This window comes from Rhodococcus sp. NPDC060090, from assembly GCF_042729855.1.
Taxonomy (GTDB): domain Bacteria; phylum Actinomycetota; class Actinomycetes; order Mycobacteriales; family Mycobacteriaceae; genus Rhodococcus.
In genome coordinates, this window is the sequence record NZ_JBHWXB010000016.1 from 38,738 (window position 1) to 49,783 (window position 11,046).

The following is an 11,046-nucleotide window of genomic DNA, read 5'->3' on the forward strand; positions in this document are numbered from 1 at the left end:
GGGCATATTCTCCGGCCGGAGAGTATGCCCTGATTGCATTTGCCGAACTTTCCTCCTGTCGTACAGGGCTTCCCCACGAACACGACCGACGGAAACCCGTGTATCGGGAGGAAACTTTCCGTGGGCCAATGTTCACGGATGGGTCGACGTCACGCCCCGACGTACTCCGCGAGGTGTTCACCGGTGAGCGTCGACCGCGCGGCGACGAGATCCGACGGCGCGCCCTCGAAGACGATGCTGCCGCCATCGTGGCCCGCACCGGGACCGAGGTCGATGATCCAGTCGGCGTGCGCCATGACGGCCTGATGGTGCTCGATGACGATGACGGATTTTCCGGAGTCGACGAGACGGTCGAGGAGGCCGAGCAGATTCTCGACGTCGGCGAGGTGGAGGCCGGTGGTGGGCTCGTCCAGGATGTAGATCTCGCCCTTCTCCCCCATGTGGGTGGCCAGCTTCAGGCGCTGCCGTTCGCCACCGGAGAGCGTGGTCAGCGGCTGCCCGACCTTGATGTAGCCGAGCCCGACGTCCACCAGGCGATCCAGGATCTTGTGGGCTGCCGGGATCTTCGCGTCGGTGGATCCGAAGAAATCTTCGGCCTCGGCAACCGACATCTGCAGGATTTCGCTGATGTCCCTTCCGCCGAACTTGTATTCGAGCACCTCGGCCAGGAAACGCTTTCCGTCGCACACCTCGCAGGGTGTCGCGACTCCTGCCATCATCGCGAGGTCGGAGTAGACGACGCCCGCGCCGTTGCAGTTGGGGCACGCTCCTTCCGAATTGGCACTGAACAGGGCCGGTTTGACGCCGTTGGCTTTCGCGAAGGCCTTGCGGATCGGGTCGAGCATGCCCGTGTACGTGGCAGGGTTGCTGCGCCGCGACCCCTTGATCGCTCCTTGGTCGATGGTGACCACACCGTCGCGACCGGACACCGAACCGCCGATCAGCGAACTTTTCCCCGACCCCGCGACACCGGTCAGCACCACCAGCACACCGAGGGGAATGTCGACGTCGACGTCTCGGAGGTTGTTGGTGTCGGCGCCGCGCACTTCGAGTGCACCGGTACCCTTGCGCACCGACGATTTCAGCGAGGCACGATCGTCGAGATGTTTCCCGGTGAGGGTGTCGCTCTTCCGTAGACCGTCGAAGGGGCCCTCGAACATCACCTTGCCGCCCTCGCTACCTGCGCGGGGGCCGAGATCGACGACATGATCGGCGATCGCCATGACTTCGGGCTTGTGTTCGACGACGAGCACTGTGTTGCCCTTGTCGCGTAGCTGCAGCAGGAGGTCGTTCATCCGCGCGATGTCGTGCGGATGCAGCCCGATGGTCGGCTCGTCGAAGACGTAGGTGATGTCGGTCAGGGACGACCCGAGATGACGGATCAGCTTGGTTCGCTGTGCTTCACCACCGGAGAGGGTGCCTGCCGGGCGTTCGAGCGACAAGTATCCCAGGCCGATGTCGACGAAGGAATCGAGGTTCTGCCGCAAATTGTCGATCAGAGGGCCCAGCGACGGTTCGTCGAGACCTCGTACCCATTCGGCGAGGTCGCTGATCTGCATCGAACACACATCAGCGATGCTGAGGCCCTTGATCTTCGACGACCGCGCGTCCTCGGTGAGCCGTGTGCCGTCGCACTCGGGGCATATCGAGAAGGTGATCGCGCGGTCCACGAATGCGCGGATATGCGACTGCATCGCCTCGCGGTCCTTGGACAGGAACGATTTCTGGATCTTGGGGATCAGCCCCTCGAAGGTCACGTTGACCCCTTCGACCTTGATCTTGGTGGGTTCCTTGTAGAGAAGATCGTTCAGTTGCTTCTTCGTGAATTTCGCGATCGGCTTGTCGGGATCGAAGAAGCCGCAGCCCCGGTAGATCCGCCCGTACCAGCCGTCCATGCTGTAGCCGGGGATGGTCAACGCACCCTCGTTGAGCGACTTGGTCTCGTCGTACAGCGCGGTCAGATCGAAGTCTGAGACCGATCCCCGGCCTTCACAGCGCAGGCACATCCCGCCGGTGATGCTGAAGGAGCGGCGTTCCTTCACCGTCCGGCCGCCTCGCTCCATCGACACCGCACCGGCGCCGCTGATCGAGGCGACGTTGAACGAAAAGGCCTGGGGGGAACCGATATGCGGCTCGCCGAGCCGGCTGAACAGGATGCGCAGCATGGCGTTGGCGTCGGTTGCGGTGCCGACGGTGGAGCGCGGGTTGGCGCCCATGCGTTCCTGGTCGACGAGGATCGCCGTCGTCAGTCCGTCGAGCACGTCCACATCGGGTCGGGCCATGCTCGGCATGAACCCCTGGACGAACGCACTGTAGGTCTCGTTGATCAGCCGCTGCGACTCCGCGGCGATCGTGCCGAACACCAGCGAACTCTTGCCCGATCCGGAAACCCCGGTGAACACCGTCAGCCGCCGCTTCGGGATCTCGATGCTGACGTCGCGGAGGTTGTTCACCCGCGCCCCGTGGACGAGGATCCTGTCGTGGCTGTCGGCAACATTCAGTTCGCGCGACTGGGTGTTCGTCCTGGCGGACGGCGCCATCGGTGTCTCCGTTTCTCTGTCCGGGTCCCCCACCCTGGAGGTCCGCTGCTGTTGACCTGTTCGACTGTGCCACGCGGCTATAGCAACGTCAGCCGGATCAACGGGTATTCACGATCGGACTTGCCCTGGTACTTCGCGATGCGCGGCTGCTCGGCCGCCAGTCGCTGCCAGGCCCGCTCGCGTTCGATGCCGCGAAGTTCCCGCGCTGTCGCGGATACGGGTTCGCGACCGGGAAGTTCCACTGATACTCCGTCCGGTTGCGCCATCAGATTGGCGTGCCAGTCCGGGTTCACGCTGCCTCCGCCCGACGCGACGACAAGCACCGCGTCGTCGCCGTCGGACAACCTCATCAATGGTGTTTCACGTGGTTGTCCGCTCCTGCGACCGGTTGTGTGCAGGATCAACATGTCCATGCCCATCGATCGGCCCTTGCCGCGTCGGATCTTCTTCATCGTTCGCGCGTTCGCTGTCCGTTGGAGCCAACGTGAAAACGCCCCTGGCGTTGCGGGCGGCCGCGTTCGGTTCGTGCCCGCTCTCTCGTGCTGCGCCATCTCGACAATCTCCCTTACAGTTCCCGATTACCCTGCAACTCAGTTCGTTTCGTTGATGCGGATCAGGTTGCCCGCGGGATCGCGGAAGGCGCAGTCGCGCACGCCGTAATCCTGGTTCATGGGTTCCTGGAGGACCTCGGCGCCGCCGGCCTCGAGGCGCGCGAAGAGTCCGTCGAGGTCGTCCGTCGCGAGGGTGAGTGCGCCGTAGTTGCCCTTCGCCATCAGCTCGAGGATCGTGTTCCGCTCGTCGTCGCTGATGGTGGGATCCGCCGCGGGCGGGTTCAGGACGATGGATGTTTCCGGGTGGTTGGGAGGCCCTACGGTGATCCACCGCATGTTCTCGTAACCGACGTCCTTGCGGACCTCGAATCCGAGGGTGTCGCGGTAGAACGCCAGGGACGCTTCCGGATCGGTGTGCGGGAGGAATGTGTAGTGAATGGTGATGTCCATGGCCGTAACGTTAATGACGGCCGAACACCTGTGCTTCTCGATTCCTGACCGGTCTCGTGATCTGTTTCGCGACGCACGCCGGTATGCCTTCCGTCCCGTATACGGCTTTGTCCCTGTAGACACTCGGCGGCATGCCGACCAGTTCGGTGAATCGCGTGCTGAATGTCCCGAGCGACGAGCATCCCACTTCGAAACACACATCGGTGACGCTGAGGTCACCGCGGCGCAGCAGCGTCATCGCGCGTTCGATTCGGCGGGTCATCAGATACGAGTAGGGCGATTCGCCGTAGGCCTTCTTGAATTGGCGGCTCAAATGCCCTGCAGACATGCCTACTCCACGCGCGAGTGCGTCGACGTCGAGTGGTTGCGCGTACTCACGATCCATGCGGTCGCGGACACGGCGTAACAGTGTGAGATCCCGGAGACGCTGCGCATCGCTGTTCGCCACGTGCGCGATCGTCCTCGGTCACCGCGACGTTGTCCAGCGGTGAGCCGGGTATGCCCGGATCAACTCGATTGTCGCTCGACGAGCTCGGCCGGGAGTCGTGCGGACTCCACCTCGCGCCCCTGTACGAGTTCGAGCAGACTGCGCACGGCAGCGGCGCCGATCTCGTGGGCGGGCGAGCGGACCGTGGTCAACGGGACGGGCAGTTGCTCGACGATGGGGATGTCGTTGTACCCCACGAGCGCAAGGTCGCCGGGAATGCTCAGCCCCAGATCTCGCGCGACCCCGAGGACACCGATTGCGATCGTGTCGCTGACCGCAAAGATCGCGCGCGGACGGTCCGGACGATCCAGCAGTATGCGAGCGGCCGCTACACCTCCCGCCACATCGAAACCCGACCGTACGATCCGGTCGGATCGCAACGGCACCGACGCACGTTCGAAGGTGTCGACGAAACCGGCACGGCGGTCTCGCGCCGTGCTCGCGTGCTCGGGACCGGCGATGATCGCGATCTCCGAATAACCGCGGTCGAGCAGATGCCGAGCAGCCAGTTGCCCACCGCGGTAGTCGTCGCCGACGACGAAGGGCAGTCCTGCGTCGGCGTGCCTGGTGACACACAGCAACGGCAGAGGTCCGAGCGCAAGTGACTCGACGAACGGGCCGCCGGGTATATGAAGGCTACTGAGCAGCAGTCCGTCGACCTGCCGCCCGACGAGCAGCGAAATGGCCCGGCGCTGCGCGTCGAGGTCGTCGGGAGGACTCGAGAGCAGCACCGAATATCCGGCGCGCTCCGCCGCTTCCTCGATGCCTTGATAGGTGGTGGCAACGACGCCGTCGGTGAGCCTGGGCATCACGACACCGAGTGTGGTGGTCTTCCTGGTCCGCAGACTCGCCGCCCACAGGTTCGGCCGGTAGCCCAGTTCCTCCGCGACCTCGCGCACACGTAGCGCGGAGTCCGACCATCCGTCGACGGGTTCGGGTTGACGCAGCACCCGCGATGCGGTCGAGACGTGCACGCCGGCGCGCTCCGCGATCTCCTTGAGAGTCGGCGCGCGGTCGGGTCGGGCCATGAGGCTCTCCTGCTCTCCACATCGGTACGGGTTGACGACCCGCATCAGTCCCCCTAGCCTAGGCGATGCAAACGTTCTCGCAATCGTTCCTGCATACGATTGCACAAACGATTTTCCTTACCTCGGACCCATCACCCAGGACCTCGGAGAACCACATGTCGAACATTCAGTCCCTCACGCAGCTCTTCGCTCTCGACTCGCTGCTGGAGCCGGAAGAGATCGCCATCCGCGACACCGTCCGCAAGTTCGGACACGACCGCATCCGTCCGCACGTCGCGCAGTGGTTCGAGGACGCGAAACTCCCCGCCCGCGACCTCGCGAAAGAACTGGGCGGACTCGGCGTTCTCGGCATGCACCTCGACGGCTACGGCTGCGCAGGCATGAGTGCAACCGCCTACGGGCTGGCCTGCCTCGAACTCGAGGCCGTCGACTCGGGCATCCGCAGCCTCGTCTCCGTGCAGGGCTCGCTCACGATGTTTTCCATCCACCACTGGGGCAGCGAGGAACAGAAGCAGGAATGGCTGCCGCGGATGGCCGCCGGCGAGGCGATCGGCTGCTTCGGCCTCACCGAACCCGACTTCGGCTCCAACCCGGCCGGGATGCGCACCAACGCCAAGCGCGACGGCGACGACTGGGTCCTCAGCGGTACCAAGATGTGGATCACCAACGGGTCGATCGCCGACGTCGCAGTCGTGTGGGCCCAGACCGATCTCGACGAAGGACCGAAGGGCATCCGCGGCTTCGTCGTTCCCACCGATACCCCGGGGTTCTCTGCACCGGAGATCCACGCCAAGATGTCGCTGCGCGCCTCGGTGACGTCCGAACTCGTCCTCGACGGAGTGCGGCTGCCGTCCTCCGCGATGCTGCCGCTTGCGAAGGGTCTGCGCGGTCCCCTCACCGCGCTCGGCGAAGCCCGCTTCGGCATCGCCTTCGGCGCGATCGGCGCTGCGCGTGACTGCCTCGAGACCGCCATCGAATACGCACAGTCGCGGATCGTGTTCGACAAGCCGCTCGCCTCGTTCCAGCTGACTCAGGCCAAGATCGCCGATATGGCCCTCGAGGTGGGTAAAGGTCACCTCCTTGCCTACAACCTCGGCCGGATCAAGGACCGCGGCGAGGTCACACCCGAACAGATCAGTACCGGCAAGCTCAACAGCGTCCGCGAGGCCATTGCCATTGCCCGTGAATGCCGCACGATCCTCGGTGCCAACGGCATCACCCTCGAATACCCGGTCATCCGGCATGCCAACAACCTCGAATCGGTGCTGACCTACGAAGGCACCTCCGAAATGCACCAGCTGTCCATCGGCAAGGCTCTCACCGGGGAAGCTGCGTTCAGGTGAGCACCACGCAGACCGGCGGCGCTCTGGACGGCCTGATGATCGCCGACTTCGGCCGCGTCCTCGCCGGCCCGTACGCCACGATGATGCTCGCCGACCTCGGCGCCGAGGTGATCAAAGTCGAGAGGCCCCGTGTCGGGGACGACACCCGTAGCTGGGGTCCGCCGTGGGTCGGTGACGAATCGTCGTATTTCCTCGGGGTCAATCGGAACAAGCAGTCGGTAGCTCTCGACCTGTCCTCTCCGCAGGGACTCGACGAGGCACGCCGCCTCGTCGAACGCGCCGACGTGGTGGTCGAGAACTTTCTGCCCGGCACCATGGACCGCCTCGGCCTCGGCTACGAGCAGGTACGCGCGATCAATCCCGACATCGTGTACTGCTCGATCACAGGATTCGGCGGGCACAACAACCTGCCGGGGTACGATCTGCTGATCCAAGCGGTCGGCGGCCTGATGAGCATCACCGGACCCGACGCAGGCACCCCCACCAAGGTAGGGGTCGCGGTCGTCGACGTCATCACCGGAATGCATGCGGCACTGGGGATTCTCGCCGCATTGCGGAACCGCGACCGAAACGGCGCGGGGCAGCGCGTCGAGGTCAATCTGCTGTCGTCGCTCCTCTCTGCGCTCGCGAACCAGTCCTCCGGGTACGTGGCGGCGGGTGTCGTTCCCACCGCAATGGGAAACAGGCATCCGAGCATCGCGCCGTACGAGCTGTTCACCACCGCCGACCGTCCGCTGGTGCTGGCCGTGGGCAACGACCGCCAGTTCGCGTCGTTGTGCTCGGTACTCGGGCTCGACGGATTCGCCTCCGATGAGCGCTACGCCACCAACGCGGCACGCGTGGCCAACCGCGAGGTGCTCGTCAAGACGATCAACGACGCCCTGTCCGCCGAGCCCGCCGACACATGGTTCGAGGCGCTCACTGCGGAGAAGGTCCCCTGCGGCCCACTCAACGACGTTGCCGACGCGATCGCGCTGGCCGAAAGACTCGGTCTCGCACCGGTCGTCGAGATCGACGACGAACGACGCGAACAGCCGCTGAGGCAGATCGCCAACCCGATCCGCCTCAGCGCCACACCCGCGACCTACCGGAATGCGCCGCCACGGCTCGGCGAAGCGTAGGCGAGCAGCGGACCTCACAAAACACCCGTTTCGCATCCGATGGCAGAGTGGATGGTGCACACGCACACCGACACGAAGGGCCACCATGGCGTTCTGGGATCAGCTCAAGGCGAAGACCACCGAACTGAGCGCGCAGCTCAAGACCAAGACCGATCAGTTCAAGAACAAAGAATTCGCGAACGCCAGCATGGCGATGTGCGCGCTGATCGCGGCCGCCGACGGCAGCATCGACCCCAGCGAACGACAGAAGACCGCAGCGCTGATCATGAGCAACGACCTCCTCTCGGTGTTCCCGAAGGACGAACTCCGCGAGAAGTTCGACTGGTACTGCAGCAAGCTGGACTCCGATTTCGACTTCGGCAAGGTCGAGGCCACAGCCACGATCGCCAAGCTGAAGTCGAAGCAGGATCAGGCCCGTGCGGTCATCCAGATCGGCATCATCATCGGCGGCGCCGACGGACACTTCGACGACCACGAGAAGGCAGCGGTGCGCGGCGCGGCGCACGCGGTGGGAATCAACCCCGCAGAATTCGACCTCTGATATCGGATCAACGACAGTGGAGCCGCGCACTCACGCGAGTGCGCGGCTCCACTTCTCGTCGTCCTTGTCGCCGATCCCGACCGCTCAGGTCGTTCAGAGCAGTCTGTCGAGGAAACCGTTGCTGAAGACGCGATGCGGATCGTGCCGATCGAATGCCGCGCGCGCTGCATCCCAGCCCTCCTCGCTGCCCAATCCGGTGCGATACATGGCCGGAACGGTGTCTCCGAGGAACTGCTGGTTGCGATAGCCACCCTCGGAGTCGAACGCCCAGCCCTTGGACCACTCGGAGCGGAACGTCGCGTAGTCGCCGGAGTAGTTGGCGACCATCCACTGCTCCATCTCCGCGAAGAACGCGGGCAGACCCGCGGTTCCGGGGAGTGATACGACGTTCATCCAGATTGCGGTATCCCAGTCGGGACGATCGGGTCGCGGGCGCACCGGCGACAGGTTCGGTGCACCGGCGGAGTCGACGAGCACCTCACCCTGGTCGTCGACCGTGCACATTCGCACCTCGAACGGTCCGTTGACGGGATACAGCCCCTGCGACGCGTAGTCGCTCATCCGGCCGTGCAACCACGTCGTGAACTCATTGATGACCTGCGCGATGTTCTCCCGTTTCGTCACCACGACGCCGCCGCCCGCGATGACGCGGAGAGTGGTCGCCCGCAGATAGAACAGCAGGTCCTTCGACCAGCCCCAGAGGTCTTCGGTGCCGGTCGCCTTCAGACCGGCAGCGACGGCACCGAACTGCGACGCACCGAATGCCGGGGTGATGGCCTGATTGCCGCTCACCACCTGGCCGAGAGGGGTGGTGACCAGTTCGGGGATGCTGTCGGTGAAGAAGTAGTTGTAGGGCCCGTGGACTTCGCGTGAGGCGGGCGGTTTCTCGGGGCTGACGGACCAGATCTTGAGCCACGGGGTTTCGGTGAACGGAAACCAGATCGCTTCGACGCGTCCGGATTCGTCGGCGTATCGCTCGAATGTCCTGCCCGCTGCTCCGGGCGGTGCGAACAGTTCCTGCCACGGGACGTCGGTGAAGCTCTGACACCGCAGCCGGTAGTTCGCGCCGGCCTGCAGGGTCACGGACGTGACGAAGGTACGGCCCAGGTGCGTGAGCAGGGGTGTGATGTCGGAGTCGGAGCGGCGGAACTCGCGCAGCGCGTACTCCCCTGCCGCCTCGTTCCACACCACTGCGGTGAGCGCAACGACGAGGTTCGACAGCGAACCGAACGACTGCCCCGGGACTGCCTGCTCCCCCACAGCCGGGTAGGTCGCGCCGTGAGCTCCGATCGACAGCGCACCCGCGATGGTGATGTCGCCGATGGCCGGCGAATTGGCCCAGCCCAGCCCTTCGGCCTGGAGCGCCGAGAGAATCGATTCGATGCTCGCGCCACCACCCGCGGTGACCGTGGCCGGCGTTTCCCCGCCTTCAGCGCGCGCCGCATCGACCCTCACGGAGTTCAGATGCGTGATGGTGTCGATGAGCACGATCTTGTCGGCGCTCTCACCGGGTACGAGGGTGAGCGGGCTCCAACTGTGCATCGAGCCGCGCGGGCGGATGCGGTAGCCGTGTATGTACGCCCAGTTCGCGAGGCGCACGACGTCGCCCGGTTCGCGCGCGGTGGCGGTCCACACGGCGTCGAACCGGATGGTTTTCGCCCAGTTCTCGAACCGTTGCTGAGCGAGCGGAATGTCTGCGGGAAACTCCGGGGGTGCGGGGATGGTCGCCGACGGGTCTCCGAGCGGGATGGCCCCTGCGGGCGCCCAGGAGAAACCGGCGAGGGCCGCAGCACCCGCTGCGGCCCCGAGGAAGCCACGACGGCTGAGGGCAACTCCTGAAGCGTGTGCGCTCACGTGGACGAGCTCCGTTCTATGGAGAACCAGGACAGAGCAAAAATAGAACAAGTTCCTTTTCTATGCCAGTGGCATCGGAAATCAGAACGACAGACCCGATGCCTCCAGCGCTCCGAAGACGAAATCCGGGACCCCCTCGACGGACCAGAGAGCGAAACCGATCGCGGCCAGAGTCATCGCGGGCCCGAGGAACATGATCTCGAACGGTCCACCCGCCCGGATCGCGATCGCGCGGGGCAGCTTGAACTCCCACCACCGCTTCCCCCTCCATGGCACGAAAGGCGCGAGGAACGGGATCCCCTCCTTCGTGATCGCGTCACCGACGCAGTGGGTGACACATCCGAGCGTGACGGCAACCCCCAGACCGGTCGATCCCACCTCGCCGGGAAATGTCGTCCACATCAGGACGGAGAGGATCGCGGTGACGAGCGTGACGATGAACCACCCGTACTTCTTCGCCCAGCCGCCGAACAGCCCGCGCAGCGCGAGGCCCAGCGTGATGAACAGGACGCCGATGATCGCATTTCTTCCGAACTGCGCCACCAGCAGCGACACTCCCGCCCCCAGCAGGGCGGCGAACAACGCAGTGTGCGTCATCGTGCGGTGTCCACCGGTTCGCTTCCTGTCCTTTTTTCCGCGGGTGACGTTGTAATACCCGGCCGAGACCGCACCGACTCCCCGAGCGAAGGTCTGACTCACCGGACCGAACGATCGAGCGACGGTCGACTGGGATGTATCGAGATCGGGCAACAGCGCCGATCCCGCGCAGACGCCTGCGAAGGCAAGTATCTCCGGCGTCGACGTCGGGCCGCCCCAGTCTCGCGGCAGCACGTCGGCGACAAGGAGGCCGACAAGCGCTCCGGATACCGCATGGGTAGGGCCCATTACCATGTCGGACAACACCTTTCGATCGGAAGACGCCACTCACCCGGTTCGGACAAGTCGAACACCCAACCTAGCAACCACACCCGACACATCAGTCACACGGATAGCCCTGGATGCCCCCGAAACGACGGAAGGGCCCCCCCCCGGGCCGGGGGGGGGGGGACCCTCCACCACCCCCCGGGGTTTTGGGCGGGGGGGGGGAACAAAACCCCCCCCCCCCCGGGGGTTGGAGGGGGCCTAGGCACC

General features: G+C 65.0%; 10 protein-coding genes. 3 read left to right on the forward strand and 7 right to left on the reverse strand.

Translation table 11 applies throughout. The annotated features are described in order from the left end of the window. Positions 1-149 precede the first annotated feature (149 nt). From ACFWCF_RS20930 to ACFWCF_RS20950, 5 genes are all read right to left on the reverse strand, one after another. Positions 150-2,540 carry an ATP-binding cassette domain-containing protein gene (locus tag ACFWCF_RS20930; protein WP_378565466.1) on the reverse strand — a complete coding sequence of 797 codons (2,391 nt, stop codon included), beginning with the start codon at positions 2,538-2,540 and terminating at the stop codon, positions 150-152. Positions 2,541-2,617: 77 nt separating this feature from the next. After that, complete coding sequence (locus ACFWCF_RS20935; protein WP_378565469.1) at positions 2,618-3,091, reverse strand: nitroreductase family deazaflavin-dependent oxidoreductase; 474 nt, start codon at positions 3,089-3,091, stop codon at positions 2,618-2,620. A 39-nt stretch (positions 3,092-3,130) separates the two neighbouring features. Next, positions 3,131-3,541: a VOC family protein gene (locus ACFWCF_RS20940; RefSeq protein ID WP_378565472.1), complete on the reverse strand. Its 411-nt coding sequence runs from the start codon at positions 3,539-3,541 to the stop codon at positions 3,131-3,133. Between the two features lie 10 nt (positions 3,542-3,551). After that, positions 3,552-3,926: a helix-turn-helix transcriptional regulator gene (locus ACFWCF_RS20945; RefSeq protein WP_378565657.1), complete on the reverse strand. Its 375-nt coding sequence runs from the start codon at positions 3,924-3,926 to the stop codon at positions 3,552-3,554. Positions 3,927-4,048: 122 nt separating this feature from the next. Then, positions 4,049-5,056, reverse strand: coding sequence for a LacI family DNA-binding transcriptional regulator (locus ACFWCF_RS20950; protein WP_378565475.1), 1,008 nt, complete (start codon positions 5,054-5,056; stop codon positions 4,049-4,051). A 155-nt stretch (positions 5,057-5,211) separates the two neighbouring features. Between ACFWCF_RS20950 and ACFWCF_RS20955 the strand changes: the two genes are divergently transcribed. From ACFWCF_RS20955 to ACFWCF_RS20965, 3 genes are all read left to right on the forward strand, one after another. Next, a complete protein-coding gene (locus ACFWCF_RS20955) occupies positions 5,212-6,399 on the forward strand; it encodes an acyl-CoA dehydrogenase family protein (RefSeq protein ID WP_378565479.1) in 1,188 nt (395 codons plus the stop codon). 35 nt (positions 6,400-6,434) lie between these two features. Next, the gene (locus ACFWCF_RS20960) at positions 6,435-7,520 is read left to right on the forward strand and encodes a CaiB/BaiF CoA transferase family protein (protein ID WP_378565660.1); all 1,086 of its coding nucleotides are present in this window, start codon (positions 6,435-6,437) and stop codon (positions 7,518-7,520) included. Positions 7,521-7,605: 85 nt separating this feature from the next. Continuing rightward, on the forward strand, positions 7,606-8,061 hold the full coding sequence (locus ACFWCF_RS20965; RefSeq protein WP_378565482.1) for a tellurite resistance TerB family protein: 456 nt from the start codon (positions 7,606-7,608) through the stop codon (positions 8,059-8,061). Between the two features lie 93 nt (positions 8,062-8,154). Here the strand turns inward: ACFWCF_RS20965 and ACFWCF_RS20970 are convergent, their stop codons facing one another. Both ACFWCF_RS20970 and ACFWCF_RS20975 read right to left on the reverse strand, forming a co-directional pair. Further along, on the reverse strand, positions 8,155-9,915 hold the full coding sequence (locus ACFWCF_RS20970; protein ID WP_378565485.1) for a cholesterol oxidase substrate-binding domain-containing protein: 1,761 nt from the start codon (positions 9,913-9,915) through the stop codon (positions 8,155-8,157). Positions 9,916-9,996: 81 nt separating this feature from the next. Then, complete coding sequence (locus tag ACFWCF_RS20975; RefSeq protein ID WP_378565488.1) at positions 9,997-10,806, reverse strand: metal-dependent hydrolase; 810 nt, start codon at positions 10,804-10,806, stop codon at positions 9,997-9,999. Between the last annotated feature and the right edge of the window lie 240 nt (positions 10,807-11,046).

Coding starts and splice junctions, on each gene's coding strand:
- ACFWCF_RS20935 (WP_378565469.1), bottom strand. CDS start 3,091: ATGGCGCAGCACGAGAGAGCGGGCACGAACCGAACGCGGCCGCCCGCA.
- ACFWCF_RS20960 (WP_378565660.1), top strand. CDS start 6,435: ATGATCGCCGACTTCGGCCGCGTCCTCGCCGGCCCGTACGCCACGATG.
- ACFWCF_RS20950 (WP_378565475.1), bottom strand. CDS start 5,056: ATGGCCCGACCCGACCGCGCGCCGACTCTCAAGGAGATCGCGGAGCGC.
- ACFWCF_RS20955 (WP_378565479.1), top strand. CDS start 5,212: ATGTCGAACATTCAGTCCCTCACGCAGCTCTTCGCTCTCGACTCGCTG.
- ACFWCF_RS20930 (WP_378565466.1), bottom strand. CDS start 2,540: ATGGCGCCGTCCGCCAGGACGAACACCCAGTCGCGCGAACTGAATGTT.
- ACFWCF_RS20945 (WP_378565657.1), bottom strand. CDS start 3,926: ATGGATCGTGAGTACGCGCAACCACTCGACGTCGACGCACTCGCGCGT.
- ACFWCF_RS20940 (WP_378565472.1), bottom strand. CDS start 3,541: ATGGACATCACCATTCACTACACATTCCTCCCGCACACCGATCCGGAA.
- ACFWCF_RS20975 (WP_378565488.1), bottom strand. CDS start 10,806: ATGGTAATGGGCCCTACCCATGCGGTATCCGGAGCGCTTGTCGGCCTC.
- ACFWCF_RS20965 (WP_378565482.1), top strand. CDS start 7,606: ATGGCGTTCTGGGATCAGCTCAAGGCGAAGACCACCGAACTGAGCGCG.